Source organism: Methanobrevibacter gottschalkii DSM 11977 (genome assembly GCF_003814835.1).
GTDB classification, from domain to species: Archaea; Methanobacteriota; Methanobacteria; order Methanobacteriales; family Methanobacteriaceae; genus Methanocatella; species Methanocatella gottschalkii.
In genome coordinates this window covers 338,807-365,096 of sequence record NZ_RKRG01000002.1, presented here as the reverse complement: position 1 = coordinate 365,096, position 26,290 = coordinate 338,807, and the positions used below count along the sequence as shown (strand labels likewise).

General features: G+C 32.3%; 22 protein-coding genes. 7 read left to right on the top strand and 15 right to left on the bottom strand.

Features of this window, described 5'->3' with window-relative positions; genetic code table 11:
• Positions 1-5 precede the first annotated feature (5 nt).
• The 10 genes from larC to EDC42_RS05545 all read right to left on the bottom strand — a co-directional run bounded on the left by larC (position 6) and on the right by EDC42_RS05545 (position 13,065).
• Entirely contained in the window at positions 6-506 is a 501-nt protein-coding gene (larC, locus tag EDC42_RS05590; protein ID WP_083234845.1) for a nickel insertion protein, read from the bottom strand.
• Positions 507-534: 28 nt separating this feature from the next.
• Positions 535-2,316: a hypothetical protein gene (locus tag EDC42_RS05585; RefSeq protein WP_069574537.1), complete on the bottom strand. Its 1,782-nt coding sequence runs from the start codon at positions 2,314-2,316 to the stop codon at positions 535-537.
• Between the two features lie 120 nt (positions 2,317-2,436).
• Positions 2,437-3,210: an MIP/aquaporin family protein gene (locus tag EDC42_RS05580; RefSeq protein ID WP_069574536.1), complete on the bottom strand. Its 774-nt coding sequence runs from the start codon at positions 3,208-3,210 to the stop codon at positions 2,437-2,439.
• A gap of 8 nt (positions 3,211-3,218) precedes the next feature.
• Positions 3,219-4,718, bottom strand: a complete 1,500-nt coding sequence (locus EDC42_RS05575) for a DUF2193 domain-containing protein (protein ID WP_069574535.1) — start codon at positions 4,716-4,718, stop codon at positions 3,219-3,221.
• A gap of 211 nt (positions 4,719-4,929) precedes the next feature.
• Positions 4,930-5,268, bottom strand: coding sequence for a P-II family nitrogen regulator (locus tag EDC42_RS05570; RefSeq protein ID WP_069574534.1), 339 nt, complete (start codon positions 5,266-5,268; stop codon positions 4,930-4,932).
• A 14-nt stretch (positions 5,269-5,282) separates the two neighbouring features.
• Positions 5,283-6,491: an ammonium transporter gene (locus EDC42_RS05565; protein WP_369815335.1), complete on the bottom strand. Its 1,209-nt coding sequence runs from the start codon at positions 6,489-6,491 to the stop codon at positions 5,283-5,285.
• Between the two features lie 136 nt (positions 6,492-6,627).
• Entirely contained in the window at positions 6,628-9,516 is a 2,889-nt protein-coding gene (gene uvrA, locus EDC42_RS05560) for an excinuclease ABC subunit UvrA (RefSeq protein ID WP_069574533.1), read from the bottom strand.
• Positions 9,517-9,885: 369 nt separating this feature from the next.
• Positions 9,886-11,850, bottom strand: a complete 1,965-nt coding sequence (gene uvrB, locus EDC42_RS05555; protein WP_069574532.1) for an excinuclease ABC subunit UvrB — start codon at positions 11,848-11,850, stop codon at positions 9,886-9,888.
• A gap of 5 nt (positions 11,851-11,855) precedes the next feature.
• Positions 11,856-12,146 (bottom strand): hypothetical protein, encoded by a 291-nt coding sequence (locus tag EDC42_RS05550; RefSeq protein ID WP_069574531.1) that lies wholly within the window; start codon positions 12,144-12,146, stop codon positions 11,856-11,858.
• 1 nt (position 12,147) lies between these two features.
• Complete coding sequence (locus EDC42_RS05545; RefSeq protein ID WP_069574530.1) at positions 12,148-13,065, bottom strand: ribose-phosphate diphosphokinase; 918 nt, start codon at positions 13,063-13,065, stop codon at positions 12,148-12,150.
• Positions 13,066-13,157: 92 nt separating this feature from the next.
• Between EDC42_RS05545 and EDC42_RS05540 the strand changes: the two genes are divergently transcribed.
• Entirely contained in the window at positions 13,158-13,670 is a 513-nt protein-coding gene (locus EDC42_RS05540) for a hypothetical protein (RefSeq protein WP_069574529.1), read from the top strand.
• Positions 13,671-13,687: 17 nt separating this feature from the next.
• Here the strand turns inward: EDC42_RS05540 and EDC42_RS05535 are convergent, their stop codons facing one another.
• Positions 13,688-14,056 (bottom strand): zinc-ribbon domain-containing protein, encoded by a 369-nt coding sequence (locus tag EDC42_RS05535; protein WP_069574528.1) that lies wholly within the window; start codon positions 14,054-14,056, stop codon positions 13,688-13,690.
• A gap of 29 nt (positions 14,057-14,085) precedes the next feature.
• On the bottom strand, positions 14,086-14,595 hold the full coding sequence (locus EDC42_RS05530) for a GNAT family N-acetyltransferase (protein ID WP_069574527.1): 510 nt from the start codon (positions 14,593-14,595) through the stop codon (positions 14,086-14,088).
• A 63-nt stretch (positions 14,596-14,658) separates the two neighbouring features.
• Here EDC42_RS05530 and EDC42_RS05525 point away from each other — a divergent pair, with 63 nt between their 5' ends.
• Both EDC42_RS05525 and EDC42_RS05520 read left to right on the top strand, forming a co-directional pair.
• The gene (locus EDC42_RS05525; protein ID WP_069574526.1) at positions 14,659-15,564 is read left to right on the top strand and encodes an ADP-ribosylglycohydrolase family protein; all 906 of its coding nucleotides are present in this window, start codon (positions 14,659-14,661) and stop codon (positions 15,562-15,564) included.
• On the top strand, positions 15,551-16,033 hold the full coding sequence (locus tag EDC42_RS05520) for a hypothetical protein (protein WP_069574525.1): 483 nt from the start codon (positions 15,551-15,553) through the stop codon (positions 16,031-16,033). The genes EDC42_RS05525 and EDC42_RS05520 overlap by 14 nt, the downstream gene beginning before the upstream one ends.
• A 90-nt stretch (positions 16,034-16,123) precedes the next feature.
• On the opposite strand, the gene lonB is transcribed toward EDC42_RS05520, so the two are convergent.
• Complete coding sequence (gene lonB, locus EDC42_RS05515; protein ID WP_233144875.1) at positions 16,124-18,004, bottom strand: ATP-dependent protease LonB; 1,881 nt, start codon at positions 18,002-18,004, stop codon at positions 16,124-16,126.
• A 514-nt stretch (positions 18,005-18,518) separates the two neighbouring features.
• Between lonB and cobQ the strand changes: the two genes are divergently transcribed.
• Positions 18,519-20,048, top strand: coding sequence for a cobyric acid synthase CobQ (gene cobQ / locus EDC42_RS05510; protein WP_069574523.1), 1,530 nt, complete (start codon positions 18,519-18,521; stop codon positions 20,046-20,048).
• Positions 20,049-20,065: 17 nt separating this feature from the next.
• On the opposite strand, the gene EDC42_RS05505 is transcribed toward cobQ, so the two are convergent.
• Positions 20,066-21,253, bottom strand: coding sequence for an AAA family ATPase (locus tag EDC42_RS05505; protein ID WP_069574522.1), 1,188 nt, complete (start codon positions 21,251-21,253; stop codon positions 20,066-20,068).
• 627 nt (positions 21,254-21,880) lie between these two features.
• Between EDC42_RS05505 and EDC42_RS05500 the strand changes: the two genes are divergently transcribed.
• From EDC42_RS05500 to EDC42_RS05490, 3 genes are all read left to right on the top strand, one after another.
• Complete coding sequence (locus EDC42_RS05500; RefSeq protein WP_069574521.1) at positions 21,881-23,119, top strand: ATP-binding protein; 1,239 nt, start codon at positions 21,881-21,883, stop codon at positions 23,117-23,119.
• A 557-nt stretch (positions 23,120-23,676) separates the two neighbouring features.
• A complete protein-coding gene (locus tag EDC42_RS05495) occupies positions 23,677-23,919 on the top strand; it encodes a hypothetical protein (protein ID WP_069574520.1) in 243 nt (80 codons plus the stop codon).
• The gene (locus EDC42_RS05490; RefSeq protein ID WP_069574519.1) at positions 23,916-24,371 is read left to right on the top strand and encodes a PIN domain-containing protein; all 456 of its coding nucleotides are present in this window, start codon (positions 23,916-23,918) and stop codon (positions 24,369-24,371) included. The genes EDC42_RS05495 and EDC42_RS05490 overlap by 4 nt, the downstream gene beginning before the upstream one ends.
• Positions 24,372-24,561: 190 nt before the next feature.
• On the opposite strand, the gene EDC42_RS05485 is transcribed toward EDC42_RS05490, so the two are convergent.
• Positions 24,562-26,004: an ATP-binding protein gene (locus tag EDC42_RS05485; RefSeq protein ID WP_083234844.1), complete on the bottom strand. Its 1,443-nt coding sequence runs from the start codon at positions 26,002-26,004 to the stop codon at positions 24,562-24,564.
• Between the last annotated feature and the right edge of the window lie 286 nt (positions 26,005-26,290).

The window sequence follows — 26,290 nt, the reverse complement described above, 5'->3', positions numbered from 1 at the left end:
ATTAATTACAAAGAAATTTTAAGTTCATTTAATTCAATGGAATTAATATATGCTTCAGCTTCAATAATTGTTTTTAACTTGGAAAATGAAACATCAAAACCTTTTTTATTTAAAGTAATAGCTAACCTTTTTAAATCATCATATTCAGCTTTTAAAGAAATAAGTTTTTCATCTGAATCAAATAAATATTTAATTTTAACTTTACTTTCCAAAGAGCAGTGATTAATATTAATTAAAAATGATTTTTCATCTAATTTATATGGAAATCTAATATGTTTATAATCAAATAATTTCATACCAATAGTTCCAAATTCTAATGCTAAAAGACTTGAAATATCATCCAAATATTTTTCTTCAAAATCAACTAAAATAATATATTCAACTCTTCCTTTTTTGGTATATGCATTTAAAATATGGATGTTTTTAGCACCACTATCCATTATTTTTTCAGTAATATAGGGAATTCCTTCAGGTGGCAAATCATCAATTGTAGTCATTATTAACATAATATCAAAAAATAAAAAAATAAAAGATTTAATTTAAATCTTTCATTATATTTGCAGCTCTTTTAGCCACATCTCTTGCCCTTTCAATTCCACCAGGAATAGATGAAGTTATATAAGCACCTTTTGTTGCTTTTTTAGCAATGACTTCACTTTCATCAACACCCATTGCACCTGCAACGGCAGCAGGAACAATTACATTAACGATAGTGTGTCCGCAAAGTTGTAATTCTGTAACAGGAACTGATGCAAGAGGTAAAACTTCCAATACATCTTGTTTTTTATTAACAACCGCATCAGGAATTATTTCATTGGCTAATTTTTCCATAACTATTTTTTCACCTTCAATTTCTATTTCAACATCGACATTAGTATCAAAACCAGCATAATTATCTAAAAATGGATTTTCTTTCCTACGTGATCTTCCAGCATATTTAGTAATCATGATTTTAATGTCCTTATCCATCATTCCACTAAATAAACTAGATGCCGCCTTACAAACATTATTAAGTTTTTCATCATCTAGTGCTTTTGTAATATCACTTAAATCCATTCCTTCAGTGATTTTTTCTTGTGTAAATTCTGCAATCCTTAAAGTTTCTTTAGTTAATGCACCTTCAGTTGCTAAAATCATTGCACGTGTAACTGGTCCTCTTCTTACTTGTTCTGATTTACGTGCAATGGTGTTTGTAGCTATTTTTGCTATTTCAGGTTCTAACCAGAAATTAGTTTTAATTTCTTTGATTTTTTCTGCAGCTTGATCAATATCTCCATTTGTTGAAAGTAAAACTTTAAGTGCTAAAATCGCATCAGCAGTCATATGTCCTAAAGGTGGTTGTAAAGGTCCACCTGAAAATCCTGCACCAATGTCCAAAGATTCTTCAAAAGCCGAAAGCATTTCTTCAAATGCAATCATACCAACTACGGAAGGTCCTCCAATATCTTTCATAATGACTCCTAAATCCCCTACTAAATTTGCAGTATCATATTCTTCGCCAGTCCCCCTAATATGTAATTTTTCAGGAAGTCCTGCCACTTCACATGCTCCTAAACCTGCAACATATGCACTGTTTGCTACAAAAAATTCACCATATTCTTCAGCAACTTCTGAATCTGGATGAACAATTTCTAAAATTGCTGCAACACCTAAAATTGCTGCAATAATCGGGCTTGGAGGCATTCCCACATTAGCAAATGCTTGCAACATCCCCTTAGTACCTGCTTTAGCACCATTAATTGCTAATTGTGAAAACCCAATATCTTCACCTAATGCATTGTGTCCATATAATGGACCTCCACCCACACCCAAGGGCAAGATACTGCCATCAATTGGAGTTAAACTATTATTAAACACCTCATCATAAACTGCTTTAACTGCAGCATATCCTGAAATTCTGTTATTTGCTTTTGGTGTTGGAATAGCTAATACTCCGCATCTGTCCACACCTGCAATCATACGTGCCATTGCACCTAATTTTCTGTTACCTGCCGGAACACCAGCTTGTGCATTTGAACCTGCAAAATAACATAAAGTTGCACTTAATAAAGCAGCATTTGCTGCATCCGCACCAGCATTTTCAGCTGCTTCGATGGATTTTCTTAAAAGATCATCAATTGGAAGTTCTCCAATATTTTCATCAGTTAACTGAAGATTAACTCCCCTTAAAACTTCCTCAGCAATTACATTAGCAGAACAAATTGCTGCAATATTTAACATACCATGTCCTTTAGTTAATGCTTCAAGTCTATCACTAGACATATTATCCATATCTATTGTAGAAGCCATAACTGCTGCAATAATCTCTTTATTCATAATTTCCCTCCAAATAACAATTGTTAAACAAAATAAAGCTTAACTAATTAATATTTTAATAAGAACATGTAATAAAGTTTTTGAATTAAAAAAAGAAAAAAATGGAATAATTCAAAAGAATTATTCGTCTTTAAATGGTTGCGGGAGTTCACAAACTCCACTATTTTTAGCAAGATATGCATATGCAAATGCCGCACAAATTGCACCAAGTATAGGTCCAACTAAGTATATTGGGAAGAATCCCCAAAGGTTTTGACCTCCAAGAATCATGTCCATCAAGTACGGTCCGAATGTACGTGCAGGGTTGATTGAAGCACCAGTGAATGAACCTAAAACTACGATTACAGCAGTTACAGTCATACCAATCGATACTCCTGCAAAACCAGGTTCTGCCTTTTTATCAACTGCAACACCCATTATAACCATCATTAAGAAAAATGTTCCTATAAATTCAGCAAACATAGCTTGCATATATCCAATACCAAGACCCGGAGCTGTTGCACCCAATCCTCCGATTGTAACAGCCTGAGCCCCAAGACACAGGAATAATGCAAGGCTTCCAAGACATGCGCCAATTAATTGTGCAACAATATAATAAATACTATCAACTAAAGGAATGTTTTTAGTTACAAGCAATCCTATAGTTACAGCTGGATTAAAATGTGCACCAGATATCCTACCAAATGCATATATTCCAATCATTACAGTTAAACCAAAGGCTAAAGCAATTGCAATCCAGTCACCAAGACCTCCCAAAACACCAATGCCTACATTAGCAGGATTGATACTTTGAGATACTAAAAGGGTTACAACTGCTGATCCTGTACCAAAAAATACAAGGAAAAAGGTTCCCAATAGTTCTGCAAAAAATTTTTTTCTTATATTACAAGGCATTTTTTCACCTATACAGCTTCTCTCCATTGACAGTATTCATGAGTGTTATCCGCTAAACATGCAGAAGCACATTGTTTACATCCTCTTACTGGAGAACCGGGAGTTTTTTTGTCAAGTGCTATAATATTTGTCATCATTGTTGCTGTAATAGGTTCTGAAGTTAAAAGACATGGGTAATCTGCCAATCTCATAAGAGATGAGAACCTTACAGAAATAGCACATGCCGGATATGTGTATCTTTGCGGGTTCATTAACACTTCATTTTCTAAGATAGGTGTGAAATCAATTTCCATACCTTTAATTCTAGGGATAATTTCAAATCCTGCAGAGGATCTCATTTTTCTTGCATTGCTCATTGCATTGAATCCTCTGTAAATCATGTCCATGAAATCACAATTGTGCAGCTCAGCAGCTGCACCTCTTGTAGGATATTGTTGTACATAGTTATGGAATCTTTTATTTAACAAGTCAACAATCATTGGAGCTGTGAATCCATCAAGTTCCAATAAGAATTCAGTTGCACATGCCGGAGCACCAGTTGAAAGTTTTAATACATCAAATGGAGTTTTAAATTTATCGATGTTGTTTCTTAATGAGTTTTCAATAACACCTGTAGTAGCTTCTATAATAGCCATTATCACATCATCTTTACACATATTGTAAGTAGACTGACCAATGTGGTGTCCAATGTCCCCAACACAGTATGCTGGAACAGTTACAATGTTACCATAGTGTACACCATCATCCATTGCAGCTTTAACAGATTTGGTCATTGCCTTTTTATACTTATTCATGTGATCTCTTACATCAAATGAAGAATGATTTGCATTATCCATTAAAGTACCTTGTCCTTCAATAGGAGTTTTGTAAATCATTTGTAATGTTTCAATTTCTTTTTCAGTAGCCTGTGCAGCAGTTAAACCATCTTCAATTGCATGAGCAAATGCATCTCCAATACCATAAGAAGTGTTCATACCCCATGATTTTGCAGATAAAATTGCCTGTTTGTGGTGAACTGGAATATCTACTGTTTTTAATATTTGGTTTACAACATTACTTGTACTTCCCGGCATTAAAGCAAAGTCAACTACACATGTAGGTCCATAAAATCCGCCATATCTCCTGATGGATTCTTTAGCAATTAATGCTTCCGCATCAGCAATTGCTTGAACAAATTTGTCCACACTATCTGCAAAGTCACCATCTTCGTCACATAATATTTCAAATACCGGAGGAGTTTGGAAATGTTCAATGAACGGATCATCTTCACATTTCAAAGTCTTTGTGATGGAAGACAAAATTTCATAATGGTTTTTAACAGATTCTTTATGCAAGTTAATCACAGATTCTGCTTGGTTGTCAAGTGCTTTCATGTTTGAAACAGCATCAGCATATGGTTTTGCATCAACTATTTTAAAGTCATTATACCTATTTTTTGATACAACAGAAACATCAGCCTTTTGAGCAGCCATTGCTTCGTCAATCATTTTTTCATATAATTCTTTCATACAATCACCTATATTCATACTAAGAAAAGTACAAATAGTTATCCATACTTAACTAGTCAGTGTGATTAAATATATGTTACATAATATTTAAATCTAGTTAAATAATTCCAATAAAAAGAAACAATTAGCTAAATAAAATTATTAAAAATTAGAAAATAATAGAATAAAATAAAAAAAGAATAATGAAAAATATTTACAAATCTTAAGTTGATTAAACTGCATCAGAACCTCTTTCACCAGTTCTAATCCTAATTACTTCTTCAACATCAGAAACGAATATTTTTCCATCACCAATATCCCCAGTTCGAGCATTTTCCAGAATAATATTAATAATCCTATCCAAATCCTCTTCGTTAACAATTAATTCGACTCTTGTTTTTGGAATCAGATCAATACAATAGCTAGAACCCCTGTAAGATTCTTTAATACCAGTCTGTCTTCCCCGACCTTTAACTGTTGAAACATTCATCCCTTCACATCCGGCAGCCAAAAGCGCTAATTTAACAGGGTCAAACATTTCTTCACGTATTACTGCAATAATCCTTTTCATAATATCCCTCTTTATTAAATTCTATATCCTGATTCTTCATGTAATGCAGAATCAAGACCCATTATTTCTTCTTTATCATCTACCCTTAATCCAATTAAAATATCTAACACTTTTCCAATGAAATAACTTACGGTAAATGAATATGAAATAGCTGCAACAACTGCTATTAATTGAATAATCAACTGTTCAGGATTTCCATAAAATAGACCTGCCACACCATTTATTGATGGTGCTGCGAATAAACCAGTTGCAATTAATCCCCAAACACCAGAAAGTCCGTGAACACCAAATACATCCAATGCATCATCATAACCAAATTTGCTTTTAATATAAAAAACTGCATAATATGAAATCAACGATGCGCCTAAACCAATTATTATCCCGCCAGAAAGTGAAACAAAACCCGCAGCAGGAGTGACTGCAACAAGTCCTGCAACTGCACCAGTAATTGCACCTAAAACTGTCGGTTTTCCATCATTGAGCACATCTAAAAGCAACCAAACAATCATTGCAACAGCTGCAGCAGTATTTGAAACAAGAATTGCAGAACCTGCAAGACCATTAGCTGCAAGAGCAGATCCTCCATTGAATCCCATCCATCCAAACCATAGGAATCCTGCACCTAGAATTGAGTATCCTAAGTTATGTGGAAGCAATGATGTATCCTTTCTTTTTCCAAGTATTAAAGCTAGAGCAAGAGCTGAAAAACCAGAGTTAACTTCAACTGCAACACCACCTGCAAAATCAATGGCTCCAATGTTCATTAACCATCCTCCACCCCAAATCCAGTGGCAAATTGGAATATAAACAAATGTTGCCCATAATATGATAAATATTACCCATGCTTTTGTTTTCATTCTTCCAACAATTGCTCCTGATACAACTGCAGCAGTTAATCCTGCAAATGTTAGCTGAAATCCGGCAAAGACAAATGTTGGAATAGTTCCTGTCAGAGAACCTACACCAATTCCTTCCATGAATAATGTTTTTGGAATTCCTATTAAACCCGCAAAACTTAAATCTGCAAATGCAAATTGATAACCATACATAACCCAAAGAATACTAACAATTGCAAATGCTATTAAAGATAGAAACATTGAGTTTAATACGTTTTTTCTTTTTGATAAACCACCATAAAAAAATGCAATACCTGGAACACTCATTAATAAAACCATAATCGTTGCAATAAGCATCCATGCAGTATTTCCTGTACTTAAAACCATAATAATCACTAAATAATTAAACAAAATATATTAACGGAAAAATATTGTCGGAAAATATATTCCATTAAAAATATTTTGTAAAAAATAGTATATAAATGTTTAGTAAGTTTAAAAAAAATAAAAAAATAAAAATTGGTTATTTACCAATATCCTCTACTAATTCTTTTGCATAAGGAGTAATATTCTCATTAAGCATTTTTTCCAAGAATTCACCAGTATAAGTTCCAGCTTTAGCAATGTCTTCAGGTGTTCCAGTAGCAATCACCTGACCACCACCGTCACCTCCTTCAGGACCTAAATCAATAATATGATCAGCTGTTTTAATAACATCCAAATTGTGTTCAATAACAACAACTGAATTGCCCGCATCAGTCAATCTTGCTAAAACATCAAGCAACCTTTCAATATCGGCGAAATGAAGACCAGTAGTAGGTTCATCTAAAATATATAAAGTTTTGCCGGTGCTTGTTCTAGATAACTCTTTAGCTAATTTAATTCTCTGAGCCTCACCACCAGACAATGTTGTTGCAGGCTGACCAATCTTCATATAACCTAATCCAACATCATATAAAGTCTGAAGTTTTTTAGTAATCTTTGGAATATTCTCAAAGAACTCTAGTGCTTCTTCAACAGTCATTTCCAAAACTTCATAGATATTTTTACCTTTATACCTAATATCCAAAGTTTCTTCATTGTATCTTTTACCACCACAAACTTCACATGGCACATAAACATCTGCTAAAAAGTGCATTTCAATTTGAACAATACCATCACCAGAACATGCTTCACATCTTCCCCCTTTTACATTAAAAGAAAATCTTCCAGGTTTGTAACCTCTAGCTTTAGATTCTGGAGTGTTTGCAAATAACTCACGAATATCAGTAAACACTCCAGTATAAGTTGCAGGATTTGAACGTGGAGTTCTTCCAATTGGTTTTTGATCTATTGCAATAACTTTATCAATATTTTCCAATCCTTCAATTTCCTTATATTTACCGGCGAAAGTAAATTTCTTAGCTAATTTACCTTGAACCCCTTTGTATAATATTTCATTAATTAAACTACTTTTACCAGACCCACTAACCCCTGTTACACAAGTAAATTTACCTAATGGGATATCCACATCAATATCTTTAAGGTTATTTTGAGCAGCACCAACAATTCTTATGAAATTACCATTTCCAGGTCTTCTCTGTTTAGGAATTTCTATTTTTTTAACCCGTGATATGTACTGACCAGTAATGGAATCTGGATTATTCATAATGTCCAGCGGTGTTCCCTGAGCCACAACCTTACCACCGTGCTCACCAGCACCCGGACCGATATCTACAACATAATCAGCAGACAAAATTGTTTCTTCATCATGTTCCACTACCACAAGAGTATTTCCCAAATCCTTAAGTCTTTTAAGAGCATCAATAAGTTTTATATTGTCTCTTTGGTGAAGCCCAATACTTGGTTCATCTAAAATGTAGAGTACTCCCACCAGACCAGAACCAATCTGAGTGGCCAATCTAATCCTTTGAGCTTCTCCACCAGATAAAGTACCGGAAGATCTTGACATGGACAAATAATCAAGTCCAACTTCAACTAAAAAGCTTAAACGTTCTTTAATTTCTTTTAAAACTTCTTTTGCAATGAAATTCTCTCTTTCAGTTAATTTTAAATCCTGGAAGAATTGATATGAATCTTTAATTGCCATATCACAAACATCAATAATTGATTTTCCGCCAACAGTAACTGCCAATACTTCTGGTCTGAGTCGTTTACCTCCACAAACATGACATTTTCTATCAGACATGAACTTTGAGAGGTATTTTCTTGAATAGTTGGATTTAGTTTCCACATATAACCTTTCCATTCTTGGAATAACACCTTCAAATTTACGGTTAACCATGTAAGATTTATTTCTTCTTTTAAAAGTGAACGGGATTTTATCATTACAACCATAAAGAATTGTATTTTGATATTCTTTATCCAATTCATTAAATGGAATGTCCATACTGAAATTAAAATACTCGGATACTGCCTCAAGCATTTGGTAATAATAATTTTCTTTTGTTGAAGATTTTGACCACGGCGCAATAGCTCCTTCACTTAATGTTAGTGTTTTATCCGGAACAATTAAATCCGGATCAATCTCCATCTTAGAACCAATACCATTACATTCTGGACAAGCTCCCTGAGGAGCGTTAAATGAAAACATCCTTGGAGTTAATTCTTCAAAGTTTATTCCGCAATCAACACATGCAAAATGTTCTGAGTATTTTTTCTCATAATCCTCATCATCCTTGGTGAATAATACGGTAATTAAACCTTCAGAAAATTCTGATGCAGTTTCAAGAGAATCAACCAATCTCCTTTTAAAATCAACATCCCGTCTGGTTTTAAGTCTATCAACCACAACATCAATACTGTGTCTGTATGTTTTTGCAAGGCCAATATCTTCTTCCAATTCTCTTATCTCACCATCAACACGTACTCTTACAAAACCTTTGTTTCTTAAATCTTCAAAGACATCTTTGTGCTGACCTTTTTTATCTCTTACAATAGGTGCTAGGATTTGGATTTTAAGACCTTCCCCTTCCTCGATGATTGAATCACCTATTTGTCCAAGAGTTTGTTGTGATATTTCTTTTCCACAATTAGGACAATGAGGAATTCCAACCCTTGCAAATAATAATCTCAAGTAGTCATAAATTTCAGTAATTGTACCCACAGTAGATCTTGGGTTTTCTCTTGTAGTCTTTTGATCAATTGAAATAGCCGGAGATAATCCTTCAATGGATTCCATTTCAGGTTTTTTCATTTGACCTAAGAACTGTCTTGCATAAGCTGATAAAGATTCAACATATCTACGCTGTCCTTCAGCATAAATTGTATCGAAAGCTAATGAAGACTTACCTGATCCGCTTAAACCTGTAATTACAATGAATTCATCACGGGGGACGCAAACATCAATGTCCTGTAAATTGTGCTCACGTGCACCTCGGATGATAATCTGTTTTTTAGAATCTTCAGTCATGATAAACCTCTTTTATATTATTTATTTAATAAACCTCTTTTAAAAAAATATTCAGAGAGCAAATGAAAAATAATAATCATTCGTATTGCATAAAACAAATGTTTGATTTCAGAGTATATAAATCTTTTTTCAATACAAATCATTAATATTTATTATATAATAAATATTTTGGAATTTCAAATGACAAATGATAAAATTCGATAACCGGAAAGATAAGACATGACTGACAGAACAGAACACATGTTAGACATCTGATGAATATCATAATTAATAGACTGTACCTCAATACATTCAATAAAAGAAAGCAATGATGATTTTGATGAATAATAATGAGTTTATTAATAGCTAATAAAAATACTCCTCATCAAATTACTTATCCATACCTTTTAAAGCATAAAGTTTGTTTCTCAAATCAGCAGCCCGTTCAAAGTCAAGTCTTGCAGCCGCATCTTTCATATCTTTTTCTATATCCTTAATGAGTAATCTAAGCTCATCTTTAGGCATTTTTTCAATATTAGCTCCAGCAATTTTATACCGTTCATCTTCCTCAGCCAATTTTTCTTTTAATGTCCTTTGAGTTGATGTTGGAGTAATTCCATGAACTTCATTGTATTTCATTTGTAGTTTACGCCTTTTAAGTGTTATATCATATGCATTTCTAACAGAATCAGTCATTTCATCAGCATACATTATCACACGACCGTTAACATTTCTTGCTGCACGGCCGATAGTTTGGATTAATGAAGTTTCATTTCTTAAAAACCCTTCCTTATCTGCATCCAAAATAGCTACAAGAGATACCTCCGGCAGGTCTAAACCTTCCCTTAAGAGATTTACACCCACCAATACATCGAATTTGCCACGTCTTAAATCATCTACAATTTCAATTCTCTCCAATGTGTCAATTTCAGAATGCATGTATCTTACTTTAATACCTATACGTGCATAATAATCAGTCAAATCCTCCGCCATCCTTTTAGTTAAAGTTGTAACTAAAATTCTTTCATTTTTCTCAGCAGTTGCTTTAACTTCTTTAAGCAAATCTTCAACCTGACCTGAAACCGGTCTAATTATAACTTCAGGATCAACGAGTCCGGTTGGCCTTATAATCTGTTCAACAACATTTCTTGATTTTGAAAGTTCATATGCTGCAGGTGTTGCAGATACATAGATTACTTGATTAACGGATGATTCAAATTCATCGAATCTTAAAGGACGATTTTCTTTAGCAGACGGCAATCTGAAACCATAATCAACTAATGTTTCCTTACGTGCACGGTCCCCATTATACATTCCTCTAATCTGAGGTACAGTAACGTGAGACTCATCAATAATTGTTAAAAAATCATCCGGGAAGTATTTTAAAAGAGAGTAAGGTTTATCTCCCCAATGACGTCCGGACAAGTGCATGGAATAGTTTTCAATTCCAGGACAGTATCCCATTTCTTTAAGCATTTCTATATCAAAACGGGTTCTCTGTTCTAACCTTTGGGCTTCCAACAACTTACCCATTGCATTAAGTTCAGATAATCTCTCATCCAATTCACTTGTAATTTTTGAAAGTGCCTCATCCATCTTATCTTGGCCAACAACGAAATGCTTTGCAGGGAAAATCATGTATCTTTTAAGCGATTCCTGTTTTTTTCCTGTAACTTTATCAATAATACTAATTGCATCTATTTCATCACCGAATAGTTCAATTCGTATTGGCGGTGTTCCATGAACAGGATTTATTTCAATAACATCTCCCCTAACTCTAAATTGACCACGGGCAAATTCAATATCATTGCGTTCATATTGCATGAAAACTAAACGAGCCAGGATTTCTGACCTATCATAAATATCTCCAACGGATATTCCAAAAGCAAATTCACCATAATCTTCAGGCGAACCAATACCATAAATACAACTAACACTGCTAACAACGATAACATCATCCCTTGATAATAATGATTGTGTTGCTGAATGCCTCATTATATCAATATCATCATTAATAGATGCTTCTTTATCAATGAAAGTATCTGTTCTTGGCACATATGCTTCAGGCTGATAATAATCATAATAACTAACAAAATATTCAACTGCATTATCTGGGAAAAATTCTTTAAATTCCTCATATAACTGTGCAGCCAAAGTTTTGTTATGGGAAATAACAAGAGTGGGTTTTTGAACCTTTTCAATGACATTTGCCATTGTAAAAGTCTTACCCGAACCAGTTACACCCAAAAGCGTTTGTTCCTTTATGCCTTTTTTTATACCTTCAGCTAATGAGTTAATGGCCTTTGGTTGATCACCTAATGGTTTATAAGGTGAATTTAACTTGAATTCTTTCATAATATCTATTTATTAATTGAAACATTGAAACTGACATGAATGTAACTTGGAGCACAACAAGGAACTATTTTTTCATCCCTGATTGCAATTTCCCCATAGTTTTTAATCTTTTTTTCCAAATCATTTTTGATTTTGCCTGCATTATCATAATTATAAACTCTAAGAGATCCCAAAAACACAGTTTTAGTAGCCATATTCATTACTGATATATCCTCTACCAAATCCTGCTCCCCATATTTAGCTAAAAGTTCATTAGATTTATCAGCTAATTCTTTTTTTATTGTTTCTTTATCCATTTTATTCCCTCAATGCCTGTGCTATACTTTTAGCAATAGATACACGTGAAGTGTCAGAAGATAATGTATTAGTTCCGATAATTTTACTTGCACCAGCAGAATAGATTCTAGTTACACCATTATTTGTTAAAATTGGATGAACACAGCATACATCAACAGCAGAAGCGCCATACTGTTTTAAAATATTAACTGCATTAACAATTGTTCCCCCAGTAGCAATAATATCATCAACAATAATCGCATGCATGCCTTTTACAGAATCAATGTTAACCGTGTTCTCACTTTCACTATCACATCTTACATCTACAATTTTAGTTTCAACTTTATCAGGTCCTAAACGAACTTTAGTTAAATAAGTACAGTCACAACCAATAATTTCAGATATTTCTTGTGCAAATCCATATGCACCTTTATCAGGGGCAACAATTAATGGTTTAAGTTCTTCTTTTTTAAAGAATTTTTTATCCAGATATTCGGCAATAGCCGGCATTGCAGATAAATTTCTTGCAGGAATATCAAAAAAATCTAAAACGCATGCTTCATGAATATTAAATGTTATAAATTCATCAGCACCTACTGTCTGAATCAAATCACAAACAATTTTAGCAGAAATTGTTTCTCCGGGATTGAAACGCTTTTCCTGTCTTGCATATCCCATATACGGAACTACAACTTTCACTTTTTTAGCACCTAAATCCTTAAGATTAGCTATTATGAATAACAATTCCATTAAATTCTCATCCTGAGGATATCCAGTTGATTGGATGACAGTTACTGCTTCATCTTCAACATGACCATTAATCTTCAAATATCTTTCTCCATCCGGAAACTTCCTAGTTTCGACATAACATAATTCTTCTCCAAGTTCGCGTGCTACACTAGCTGCTAAATCCTGTGATGATGAACCACCTATAATCATAATATCACCAAAATTTTTATATGAATATAATTATATTCTTTGTAATTAAAAAGGTTAAGTATTAATATTTAAAAGTATTATAAAAGTTAATCATGAAAAAATTAAATGTCGCACTTATAGCATTGGTATTAATAGTTGTTGCATTTTTAGCATCAACTATTGTAAGCCCGGTTCTAATAGTTGCTGAAGATGCATCTGAAGACAATGGTATTGATATGGCTGCGACTATTGGTTTAACTGGTTTTAACTGGATTTATCCCGGTAATTCTGTTAACGCTCAAGGTCAAACATTACATAATGTTTATGCAGACTATCCTGATAATCCATATGGTGCTGCCCGTGACATAATGAGTTATACATACCATGTCACCCCACATATCATAATTAGTATTAACAATGATGCAGCTGCAGCCATATTCGGAGAAAACATCATAGATGATATTCGTGCAAATGATGGTTATAACGGATATGCAGGTAATGATAAAGTTTCAGGAAGTATGGATAGAGGAGACGCTGTTGGAACTGCAATGGCAGAAAATGGAATTAATATAATTGAAATTCCAATACAATTTTTAATAGGGAACATTAGCCCCCACTTTGTCTAATTTCCCTTTTTCTTTTTTTAATGCATCATTACATAAAATGAAAGTGCAACCCCTACAAAAGAAATAGCCATCATAATCAGACCATGTTTCTTAAGTGCCGGGTGTTTTGATTGCACTAAGAAAAATGGCATGAAAAATCCAAAGAAAGTAAATGTTGCAAAAACAGTATTTTTTGAAATCAACCCAATAAAAAAACCACTCCATGATAAAAATATAGTAGCAATATAAGCTGCAATTAATGCCTTTTTATTAATTTCAAGATCTTGTGTTCTATAAACCCTAAATTGATTAGGTTTTAGACCTTCAACCAATGGAGTACCGCATTTAGCACAGAAATCATAATCATCCTGATTTTCAAATCCGCAATTTTTACATAATCTTGTCATTAATTAAAATTAATATTTCCTTATATAAATTATTTTTTAAGCACCATAGCAATTTCACTAAATTGATCGCCCAAATAATTGACATTTGTTAAATTATCAAAATATTTAAAATTTAATTTTTCCAAAACTCTTTTTGACCGGGTATTTTCACACCTGTAAGTTGCATAAATTTGATTTATGTTAAAATCCTCAAATGCTCTTTTAATTAAAACTTCCGATCCTTCAACAGCATATCCATTTCCCCAATACTCTTCAGCAATCCAATATCCAAGTTCAGCAGAATTATCCCCCCAATAATGATTACAGTCTGGATGAAACAATAATCCAACACAGCCAATTGGAACATTATCTATAACAACAGCATAAGTTTCTTTTTTTGAAAATACAGTTTGAATAATATTTAAACTATCTTCAACACTTTCATGTGGTGGCCAGCCAGCAATCGGACCGATATTCGGGTTTTTAGCAAAATGATATAAACATTCCGCATCTGAAATTTGCCATGGCCTTAAAGTGAGATTTGCAGTTTTAAAAATCATTAATTAAATTATGTTCCAAATAATATAAAAATTTTAAATACAAACACCGTTTAATATTTAACTATGAAAGTCAAAGATGGGATTATCGGTTTGGTAGTAGGGGATGCATTAGGTGTTCCTGTTGAGTTTTACAGAAGAGAAGACCTTGAAAAGAATCCCGTGACAGGAATGAAAAGTTATGGAACATACAATAAACCTGCAGGAACCTGGTCTGATGATACTTCACTGACAATAGCTACAATGGCCAGCATTATAAACAAAAAATGCATTGATTATTCAGATATCATGGAAGAGTTTATTGAATGGCGGAAGAATAATAAATACTCCCAAGAGGAAACCTTTGACATAGGCATTACAACACGTAATGCATTGGACAGCTACACTCCAGGAATCAATCCGCTTTGTGGAATGGGAGGTGAGGGAGACAATGGAAATGGTTCTTTGATGAGAATTCTTCCTCTGGCTTTTATTGGCAATATCGATTATGAAACAATTGAAAACATTTCATCTTTAACCCATAGACATGAAAGATCAAGAATTGCTTGCGTATTATATGTTGAAATTGCCAGATCAATGATTAGTAACTCCAACTTAACTATTAACGAACATGTTAAAAATGCAAGTGCTAAAATCATTGAATATTACAAAGATTCAGAAGAACTCAGTAATTTTAAAAGAATCTTTGATGATGATTACTCGAAAGGAGTTTCAGGTAAAGGTTATGTTATCTCCACATTTGAAGCGGTTATTTATTGCCTGGAAAATACAAATAATTATAAAGATGCAGTTTTAAAAGCAGTTAATTTAGGTGATGATACCGATACTGTAGCAGCTATTTGCGGTGGACTTGCAGGCATTTACTATGGTTTTGATGAAATTCCTATAGAGTGGATTAGTGAAATTCGTCAGATTGAAACAATTATTGATTTATGTGAAAAATACGAGGTAGCATGTGATGAATATTTATGAAACTATTAAAAATATTAGAGCATCCTGCGATAATTATGTGGATCCAAACCTGCTGGCATTCATTATTGATGATGATAACCATATGGGAGACAACAATATCCTAGAAATTAAAGGTTATGATATCAGAGATAATGACGCCTATGAAGAAAGACTTTTCAAAATTCATAAAAACGAAAATATTTTCCTACCATGTGGAATGATTACTTTTATACCAGTTTTAAATGAATGTGACATATTTTCCACTAAAGACTATAGCTTAAAACTTTCACCGGAAGAATTTGACAAATACTGTGAACAAGAAGAAAAGTTATTTGGAATTTTGATAAAAAAAGATTCCACTGATTATAAAATCGGACAAACAGATGTCTGCAACTGCAGTATTACTGCATCATTTAAAGAATTTAAAAAAGCAGACGGGAAATTTTATAAAAAAATTGAAGAAATAATAGAAAGTAAAATTATCGATTAAAAAAATTCAATGCAACCTAATCTAAATTCGAAAAATACTGCATGTGACAATTATCCAATGCAGATTAAAAATAAAAAATAGAAATCCAACTTAATTTATAGTTGGATTGTTTAAACCTGTTTGTGGAACCTTATCTGCAACTTTAGAACTCAAGTTCTTCATTTTTGCAATTAACTTATCTTTAGAAGAACCACTAATTAGAATGTTTTCTAAAACATCACTTAATGTTTCAGTTGGAATGATTTCAATCATATCCTCATATTTTTTCTCAATCATGACATCTTTCAAGTTAGATTTAGGAATTAACACTTTTTTCATTCCAGCTTCAGCAGCTGCTTCGATTTTAGCAGTTGCTCCACCAATAGGCATTACATCACCACGAACATTAAGTGAACCGGTTAATGCAACAGTCTGATCAATTGGAATTTCTTCAATAGCTGAAATAACAGCTGTTGCAATACTTACACTGGCAGAATCCCCTTCCACACCATCATAAGTTTGGATAAACTGAACATGAATGTCATAATTTGAAATGTCCTTATTAGTGTATTTTTTAATTAATGCACTTACATTCTGAACAGATTCATTAGCAATCTCACCTAATTTACCAGTGGCAATGATTTTACCGCCAGTTTTAGATTGAGTCGGAGCTGCTTCTGCTGCAATAGGAGATACAATTCCGCTCCTGTCACCAATAACTGCAAGGCCATTAATAAGACCAACTCTTCCACCTTGAGCAGAAACCATACTGTAGTCTTTTCTCTGTAAAATAGACCTATCAGCTATTTGCTGTTCCAATGTTCTTGCATATTTTTTAGCTTCAAATACATGCTCAGCAGTTACAAGATTTGCTCCTTTTTCTATAGCCACATCCCCTGCAGACCTTACAAGTCCACCGAGGTCCCTTAATCTTAAAGTTAAAGCATTCTGTTTTCCGGATCTTCTTTTTGCTTCCATGATTATTTCATCCAATGCATCAGTTGCAAAATGAGGGATTCTTCCATCGTTTTTAACTTCCTGAGCTACGAACTGGACCAGTTTTTCTCTGTTTTCAGTAGTGTCTTCCATGTAATCCTTCATGAAAACTTCATAACCATATCCTCTGATTCTAGACCTCATTGCAATGTGCATTCCTTCTAAAACTTGAAGGTTACCGGATGCTACAAGCACAAAGTCACATGGTACTGCCTGTGATCTTACCATTGCCCCGCTTGAGTTTTCACTTTGACCTGTGATTGCATATTGTTTTTCCTGCATTGCAGACAATAACTCCTGTTGGGTTTTCATAGACATTGTACCAATTTCATCAATGTATAAAACTCCACGATTAGCTTTGTGAATCATACCTGCTTCCACACGTTCATGTGCAGGAGTTCCAAGTCCTCCGGACTGGTATGGGTCATGACGTACATCCCCCAAGAGAGCACCAGCATGAGAACCGGTTGCATCCATGAATGGTGCAAATCTTGAATCCTGATTATTAACCAATAATTTTGGAGACATATTACTGTTTTTTGGTTTAATCTGAATTGAAATAAGTAAAATTAAAGCTGCTGCAATAATAGATTCAAGTAATCTTCCATACATAAATCCAATTACCAGAATACCTCCAATTGCAAACATTGTAATAATAGTTTTCTTTTCTTCATGGCTTTTAGCAGACCCCTTAGTAGCTTTTACAATTTTTTTACCTTCACCTGCAGGCACTGTCCTTATTAACGGGTGGTTATTATCTTCCATGTTCGGGTATACCAATACATCTTTTAAAGTTTCGTGAGGTAAAATTTGCGCCATTCCTTTAGCAAGCATTGATTTTCCCACACCCGGATCACCAATTAGTAAAACATTCCTTCTTTGTTTTGCTGCCTTCTTAATTGTTTCTATGGAATCTTCATGCCCTATAACCTGGTCAATTAATAGAGGTGGAACTTCAATATCCTGTGAACTTTTAATATTGTCATAATCTAACATTGGTTTAGTTTCTTCGCCATGATCTTCTTTTTCCACTACCGGCTCAGCAACTAATTCTTGAGGAGAATCTTCAGTTATTTCTACTTCTTCAAATTTCATAAAATAAACCTCCTTTCAATAAATAAATTCATCATTAAAAAATTAAGTTAAATATACTATTTAAATATTATTTAAATCCGTATATTATATAAAGGTTTCTAATTTAGTAAACAAAAGTTACTTTAATAATTGGGTTTTTGTAATTTCAATTCAACAATGAAAACAAACCAAAATCAAAAAGTGAATTTTAGAAGACAAAACAAATATAAAAAGCATTCTTTTATGACATTATTACCTTACAAAACTCCAATGAATAATGTAACCGGCAATAAAATTCTATTAACTTCATTTAACCCTTAATTATTAACACAAAATCATTTTTCTGAATCCCAAATAACAATATTAAATGCATCAAATATGATTAAATTAAATTCATTTAAAAATTATTTATAATATTAACTAGATATATTCAAGCATGACAAACTGTATCATGGTTCAAGGAACCTCATCAAATGCTGGAAAAAGTATGCTTGTAGCTGCATTATGTAGAATATATAAAAACAGAGGATACAAAGTAGCTCCTTTCAAATCACAGAACATGTCTTTAAACTCATACACCACCAAAGAAAATGGTGAAATTGGAATAGCACAGATGCTACAGGCAGAAGCAGCGATGGTTGAACCGAGCATACATATGAATCCCGTTTTACTCAAACCAAAAGGAGATTTCACATCAAATGTGATTATTCAGGGAAAATCCATCGGGGATATGGATTTCTATGACTACCAGCATAAATACCATGATACCGCATTAGAAGCTATAAAAGAAAGCTTCAATATTCTAAAAGAGGAGTATGATGTGATTATTATTGAAGGAGCAGGTTCTCCTGCTGAAATCAATATGCGTGATCAGGATATTGCAAATATGGAAATTGCACATCTTGCAGACGCAAATGTTATTTTAATAGCAGATATCGAAATGGGCGGTGTTTTTGCAGCAATTGCAGGAACTTACGTATTGCTTGATGATTATGACAGGTCAAGATTAAAAGCAACTGTCATAAACAAATTTAGAGGCAATCTGGATATTTTAAAACCAGGGCTTGACAGAATTGAAGAAATTACCGGCGAACCCGTTTTAGGAGTTCTCCCATATGATGAAACTTTAAAATTGCCTGAAGAAGATTCCGCCTCACTAACCACACATAGCTTTGCAGAAGATAAGGACATTACAATTGGCGTCATTAGACTTCCAAAAATAGCCAATTTCACAGATATTGACCCGTTTGAATATGAAGATGATGTTGCACTTAAAATGATTGACATCAACGACAATATAAGTGATGTTGATGCTATCATAATTCCCGGAACACGCAACTCAACAGAAGACATGTTTGAACTTCGCAAAAGCGGTCTTGCAGATCAAATAATTAAAAAAGCAGATGAAATACCAATAATCGGAATATGCGGAGGCCTGCAAATTCTTGGAAATGTCATTTATGATGATGAAAAAAGGGAATCAAAACACGGAACAGTAAATGGTCTTGGCCTTTTAGATATTGAATCTGAATTTTCAAGAGCAGACAAAATCGTAACCCAATCAGAAGCCACAATACCGGATAATCTCGATGGTATTGCTGGTGCAATATTTAAAAACATTGCAGGTGAAAGCATTACAGGCTATGAGATTCACGAAGGTACCAGTGAACTATTAAGCTCTAAAGCATTATTAAATGTTAAAAAAGGACAGGGAAACAATGATGAGGGAATGATTGATGGGGCATGCAATGGAAACATCTTTGCAACTTATTTTCATGGAATATTCCACAATTACAACTTCAGAAGAGAATTTTTAAACTACATACGTACTAAAAAAGGCCTTGAAGCCAGATATGGTGAAGACCCATATGAAACTCAAAAAGATTATTCCCTAAACAGATTAGCCGAAATTGTTGAAGAAAATTTGGATATGGATATTATCGATGACCTGTTATTTTCCAAATAACTGCCTGTTGAAGTCATCTATTGAGGATAAACACCAGTCCTCTCTTTTTCATTATTCAGCCATGTTTTTAACATTAAATCTTCAAAATTATAATTTCCATCATGATATTTTATGATTCCCTTATCCTGTAGAGTTTTAATATACTTGGTTAAAGTAGCTGGAGACATGTCTAAACTCCTTTCCAGTTTAGACCAGGAAATATTCTCTTTGTTTAACATGGCGCATATTATCTTTTTTTCATATTTGTTTAAAGTACCCCATATCCTAATCCACATTACAAGAATTTGGTCCATGTTATTGAGGAAAATATAATCTATTGATTTTTCATCATATGTTTCATGGGATGATAATGCATTGTAAAAGCTATTTATATACATTGGAATTCCTTTTGTATACTCATAAAAACGATTAAAACCATCGTCAGTGAATTTTATTTCTGGAAATCTGTCATTGAAATAAGATTTGGTTTCATGCTTTGTGAAAGGATCTATATTTATTTGCATCATCCTTCCACCAAATGCTCCAGTTGCTCCATTCAACATTTCAATTGCATCTGATGTTTGTGAGATTGATCCGCTCATCACATAACTGACATTTGATTGGAATTGACTATAACTCCTCATTAACCAAAAAAAGGATTCTGGATTTTTTAACTTTTTAAGCATCTGGAATTCATCAATTATAATTATGAATCCATTAATGCCATCAATACTTTCAACAACATTTTGAGGATATTCCATTACAAATTTACTGATTTTTTTGTAATTGTCTTCGGTTGCTGGTATTGGTATTTCAGCCATATGAATGCCTTTTGAAAAGCTGAAATCTTTAATTTTTAATTTGTCAATTAATTTTTTCAAAAGAAAAGTTACTTTTTTACCGTCATGTATCTTATCATAGATTGTATTGTTCATTTCGTCCAATAATTCCAATAAAACTGATTGTGCAGTTAACTGCGTATCATCAATGCCCACAATTCTTGAAATATCAATGTATGAAACCAGAAAATTCTTTTTTGAGTCCTGTTTTAATTTTTGAAGTAAAAAAGTTTTTCCAACACCTCTAACTCCCCTTATTAATAATGATTGAGATATTCCGATTTCCAATGAATTTAGATAATACTCAATTTTTTTAATATCTTCAGTCCGGTTATAGAAATATCTGTCGATTTCATTAATTGGAATATGCAATGGAACAATACTCATTTAAAACACCTATCTTAAACTATGTATTTTAAAGCACATATACTTTAATAATTTAAAGTACTTCATATTGTTAAAGTTACTGCTGTAACTTCAAATGAATGAAGTAAAAGTTTATACTTCAAACAGATGAAGTAAAGTTTAACTCTTCAAACTGTTACCAAATACATACAAAATAATTAAAATAATTTTTACTGAGCATCAATATATCAAGTTCTGAAACTTCCTTAGCAACACCATTACCTTAACATTGCCAGTCAGTAAGGACAATCATTATGATGCAACTTTTGATTCATCAACAAGTTTCAAGCTGTAATCTGCATAGAAATATCTGAATCTATGATAATCAGTTATATGTCCCGATATCATCCAACAGAAATAAATATTGATTAATCTTTATTTTTATTTATACTGACCATAATACTGTTTTTTGCTTAAACATAGTATTATATATCTTTAATTTTAAATTAATAATTAATTTGTTTCTTTAATATTAGTTAACTGGAAAAAAATATTTTATTTTATACAAAACTATTTAATAAAGTAAGTATAAAAAGTATTCTATATAAAACTATTTATCTAATTAAGTAAAAATAGTATTTTATATAAAACTATGTGTTGAGGGACAATATGGTAAAAAGAGAATTATATCTAGAAAAAATTTACAATTTTATGGGCAAAAATTTAATAAAAATAATAACGGGCATGAGACGTTGCGGCAAATCCTATTTATTCAAATTAATTATCCATGAACTTAAAAAAAGAGGAACCAAAGATGAAGATATACTACTAATAGATTTAGAGTTACCCACATACAATCACATAAAAACACGAGAACAACTAGATGAAATTGTAGTTCCGTTCATAGAATCCCATGAAAACAAAGTTTATTTATTCTTTGATGAAATACAAAATGTTAAAGAATGGGAAGTAAGTATCAACAGCTACTACAAACTAGAAAACACCGACATATACATTACAGGATCCAACTCAAAATTAATGTCTGCAGAATTTGCAACATTATTAACTGGAAGATACGTAAATATAGAACTATATCCATTTTCATTTAATGAATTTTTAGATTATAAACAAGAATTAAATCACCCCCCTTCAATAACAAATGAACTAAATAGTGATTTGGAAAACTTTTTCGAAGAATACCAAAAATATGGCGGAATACCTCTCACCATATCCTCCCAACATGACAAAGAGCTAGTGTTAAATGGAATATACTCTTCCATAATCCTAAATGACATAGTAGAAAGATATGAAATTAGAAATGTTGGATTGTTCAATAGAATTGTAAAATATATAATTGAAAACACAGGAAATTTAATATCAGCAAATGCAGTATACAAATACTTAAAACATGAAAAACTTAGAATTACAAAACCAACTATCTACAATTACTTAGAATATCTTGAAAATGCATACCTAATTGCAAAAGCCTCAAAAGAAGATATTGCTGGAAAAAAAGAAATTATAGGCTCTGAAAAATATTATTTACTCGACACTGGATTTTATAAATCACAACTTGAGGAAAAGCAAAGAAATATAGACCACATATTAGAAAACATAATATTCATCGAATTAAAGCGACATGGATATAAAATAACAATAGGAAAAGTAAATGACTATGAAATAGACTTCATATGTAAAAAAAATAACCAAAAAATCTACATACAAGTTACATATCTACTGGAAAATGATGAAACAATTGAAAGGGAGTTTAGGCCATTATTAATGATTAAAGATAATTATCCAAAATATGTATTATCAATGGATAGAACTGTCCAACCTCAAAATGGCATAAAACACATGAATATAATTGATTTTTTGAAAAACTTTAACCATGATGAAATATTTTAAAATAATCTTTTGTTGTGTGTCAATATAGCGGGTTCACTAACCTCTTTTACAACATCACCAATCAGCAATGGCAAATCAGGACTATGCAACTTCTGGTTCCTTTTGACCAGCTTCATGTTGGCATTTGCATAATACATATTGAATTATGTACTACTTTTAGTGAAATTTGTTCGATAACTATGAACAAATAGCAATTCCATTCTCAAAAATAAGATTATCTTCAATATTTTCATAACCAAATGGGGAAAAAACATAAGATTGACAGAATCCAGAAAAATTTGGGTAAAATCGAATGTTTAAGTTCTTTTGATTTCATACCATTATATGAATCTTTTATTTTATATTTAACCCTATTAATATATAATTTTCACTTAATATATTAATTTTACTACATTTAAATTAAAAAATAAGAAAAAATATCAATAAAAAAATTTCATGACTCAAAAACTAATCAAAATTCAAATCACACAAGTTTTTGAAAGAGCTTAAATTTCAGATAATTTTATATTTTCTGAAAATATATAATTAATCAACAATAATACAGGAGTCTGAAAATCATGGATAATATACTAGCTACAACAACATTATATAAAAACTATCAACTGGCCATACCCAAGGTCATTCGCAGTCAATTTAAAGAACTGAACAGTAAAGACACAGTTATTGACTGGTTCATCAATGAAGAAAATGAAATCATAATAAAACCAAGAAAAAAAGTAAGTTTAGAAGATGTAATCGGAATCATTGAAGATGATGATCCAAGAAATGCAGTTGAACTAAAAAGGAGTCTATACAAATGAGCAAACTGTTAATCGATTCATCATTCATCATTGCATTGTTTAGGAAAAATGATGGGCTTCACCAAAAGGCCATTGAAAACAAGGACATGCTTAATAATGACTGCTACATCACAGACGGAATATTGGCTGAAGTAATGACAATTATTGGGCAGAAAACAAAAGACATTGGGTTGGTTAGAACAGTTTACAATTATCTAAAGGACAATTTCACCATCATTCATGAAAGTGAAATCAGCATGTACAATGACAATGTATTATCCGTTTTTGAAAAATACAATCAAAATAGCTTTAAGGTAAGTTTTATAGATTGCTCACAAGTCATAATATATAATCATTATAATTTGGATTATGTAATCAGTTTAGATAACGGATTTGGACTTTTTGAAGAAATAGAATTAAAAAATCTAAGTGAACAGAAGCGTACTATACAATTCATTAAATATAACATTTAAATACTCAAAAATTGTGTTAAATGAATATTCAATACATTTTTAAAGAATGACAATATTCAAAGCAATAAAAAGAATATTTGATAAATAAGCAGAATCTCAGATCCATCAAATAAATAAACAAAACTCAAAGCCATAATTTACCTACCAATCAACTCAGATTCAATGAAAATGAGAATTCCTACAGCAGTTTTTATAAAAATGTGAATGTTTTTGGAGGTATGAATATCACATCATCTTCTTTTTCTATGAAATCTGTTTTATTTGAAACCACAATTCCATAATCTGCATCATATTTATTCATTGCTTTTTTTATTTGTCTTCTTGTTTTGCTGCCTATCCCTGATTCTATCGGTATTGCATTGCCGAATAATTTTTTAACGATAAAGTCTACGCCTCCCTTTTGCGAATCATAATAAACATTGAAGTCGAATGATGTGTTATTGTTGTTTAGGTTAAATAGATTAGATGCAATTTGGTTTTCCAGTAATATTCCTTCATATTCACTTTTTGATCCTGCGCTGTTTCCGAATTTTATGTTTATGCAGTTTCTGATACTTGGTGTTGCAAGATTATATTTCCATGGTTTTTTAACTTTTTTGGAAGCTCCACCATAAGCTTCACTGTGAAATATCAATTGTGTCTTTTCCAATGTGTTGATAATATTGTTTATTGTTGTTTTGCCGCAATCCAAGTAGTTTGACAGTTTGTCATGTGATATTTCTCCCGGTTTTTGTGATGCCAGATACACCAATGTTTTATAAGCCAGGTTTTGATTGTTCTTGTTTAAATTGAATACATTCGCCATGTCGACAGTTATTACTTTGGATATTATTGTCCATAGTTTAGATACAATTATGTCCTCGAATTTGATGTTGAATGTTGCTGGAAATCCGCCATAGTTTAAATAAATGTTCCAGTCATTTAATGGATAACTATTTAAGCTTATTAAGTCCTTTTGGATTTTTAGTTCCTTTTCCTGTGCTGCTTCAATGTTTCCTGTGAATATCAAATCGATTAAGTCATTTCCGATATCTGTTTGGTAGTTGTACTTTAAGCTTAAGTGCTGGGAATAGTTTAATGGCATGACCGGCAGTATATTGAGCCTTCTGGCAGCATCAGAATTATAATTTAGATGAAGTGATGATGAACCTGCCAATATCAGGAAAATATATGGGGATTCATCATAAAGGGTTTTTCCGTTCATTGCCCAATTCATGTCAAAGTGCGCTTCATCTATGAAAATGAAAACAGGCCTATCCAAAAGTGCGGGGGACGTATTGTGAATTTCATCTAAATAAATTTCTATTATTTTTTTGATATCTGTTTCCCCTGCGAAATTAGTTGTTTCACATGAAATGTATAACAGATCACTTGAATTGAAGTTTTTTTCCTTTAACAGGTACTCATAGCATTGGTATAATATTGTTGTTTTTCCAACCCCACGAATTCCCGGAAGTACAAAGTATCTTTCTTCAGATTCCCCATCTAAAAAACTGTCAATCATTAATCTGAGCTTATCAAATTCGTTTTTGTTATTGAACTTGATGTTTTTATATGATAATCTCCTGTTTAGAATCATAGGTACTTCAGATAACTGTTTTATAAGATAGTTATAGATTACGTCTTCCATCATTAATCCTCCATTACATTGGTTTGTTTATAATTTATGGACATTATTATATAAATACTTGTTCATAAAATGCAAACACAAAATTAATCCATATGATCAAATAATAGACCATAATATTAGTGAAAGGATTGTTTTTGATGATGTATTATGTTTAAATGAACGGCAAGGAATAATTATTAATTTATCTTGATAAAAACAGTATATTTCGGTTTCAAGAATAATTGGATCTATGAAACTCCAAAATTTCCAGGTTTATGCATAACAATTATTCCACCAGTGCGCAAATTAG

Excerpts from the sequence above, each read along its gene's own strand:
- larC (WP_083234845.1), bottom strand. The coding sequence starts at position 506 with ATGTTAATAATGACTACAATTGATGATTTGCCACCTGAAGGAATTCCC.
- EDC42_RS05585 (WP_069574537.1), bottom strand. The coding sequence starts at position 2,316 with ATGAATAAAGAGATTATTGCAGCAGTTATGGCTTCTACAATAGATATG.
- EDC42_RS05580 (WP_069574536.1), bottom strand. The coding sequence starts at position 3,210 with ATGCCTTGTAATATAAGAAAAAAATTTTTTGCAGAACTATTGGGAACC.
- EDC42_RS05575 (WP_069574535.1), bottom strand. The coding sequence starts at position 4,718 with ATGAAAGAATTATATGAAAAAATGATTGACGAAGCAATGGCTGCTCAA.
- EDC42_RS05570 (WP_069574534.1), bottom strand. The coding sequence starts at position 5,268 with ATGAAAAGGATTATTGCAGTAATACGTGAAGAAATGTTTGACCCTGTT.
- EDC42_RS05565 (WP_369815335.1), bottom strand. The coding sequence starts at position 6,491 with ATGGTTTTAAGTACAGGAAATACTGCATGGATGCTTATTGCAACGATT.
- uvrA (WP_069574533.1), bottom strand. The coding sequence starts at position 9,516 with ATGACTGAAGATTCTAAAAAACAGATTATCATCCGAGGTGCACGTGAG.
- uvrB (WP_069574532.1), bottom strand. The coding sequence starts at position 11,850 with ATGAAAGAATTCAAGTTAAATTCACCTTATAAACCATTAGGTGATCAA.
- EDC42_RS05550 (WP_069574531.1), bottom strand. The coding sequence starts at position 12,146 with ATGGATAAAGAAACAATAAAAAAAGAATTAGCTGATAAATCTAATGAA.
- EDC42_RS05545 (WP_069574530.1), bottom strand. The coding sequence starts at position 13,065 with ATGATTATAGGTGGTTCATCATCACAGGATTTAGCAGCTAGTGTAGCA.
- EDC42_RS05540 (WP_069574529.1), top strand. The coding sequence starts at position 13,158 with ATGAAAAAATTAAATGTCGCACTTATAGCATTGGTATTAATAGTTGTT.
- EDC42_RS05535 (WP_069574528.1), bottom strand. The coding sequence starts at position 14,056 with ATGACAAGATTATGTAAAAATTGCGGATTTGAAAATCAGGATGATTAT.
- EDC42_RS05530 (WP_069574527.1), bottom strand. The coding sequence starts at position 14,595 with ATGATTTTTAAAACTGCAAATCTCACTTTAAGGCCATGGCAAATTTCA.
- EDC42_RS05525 (WP_069574526.1), top strand. The coding sequence starts at position 14,659 with ATGAAAGTCAAAGATGGGATTATCGGTTTGGTAGTAGGGGATGCATTA.
- EDC42_RS05520 (WP_069574525.1), top strand. The coding sequence starts at position 15,551 with ATGAATATTTATGAAACTATTAAAAATATTAGAGCATCCTGCGATAAT.
- lonB (WP_233144875.1), bottom strand. The coding sequence starts at position 18,004 with ATGTTAGATTATGACAATATTAAAAGTTCACAGGATATTGAAGTTCCA.
- cobQ (WP_069574523.1), top strand. The coding sequence starts at position 18,519 with ATGACAAACTGTATCATGGTTCAAGGAACCTCATCAAATGCTGGAAAA.
- EDC42_RS05505 (WP_069574522.1), bottom strand. The coding sequence starts at position 21,253 with ATGAGTATTGTTCCATTGCATATTCCAATTAATGAAATCGACAGATAT.
- EDC42_RS05500 (WP_069574521.1), top strand. The coding sequence starts at position 21,881 with ATGGTAAAAAGAGAATTATATCTAGAAAAAATTTACAATTTTATGGGC.
- EDC42_RS05495 (WP_069574520.1), top strand. The coding sequence starts at position 23,677 with ATGGATAATATACTAGCTACAACAACATTATATAAAAACTATCAACTG.
- EDC42_RS05490 (WP_069574519.1), top strand. The coding sequence starts at position 23,916 with ATGAGCAAACTGTTAATCGATTCATCATTCATCATTGCATTGTTTAGG.
- EDC42_RS05485 (WP_083234844.1), bottom strand. The coding sequence starts at position 26,004 with ATGATGGAAGACGTAATCTATAACTATCTTATAAAACAGTTATCTGAA.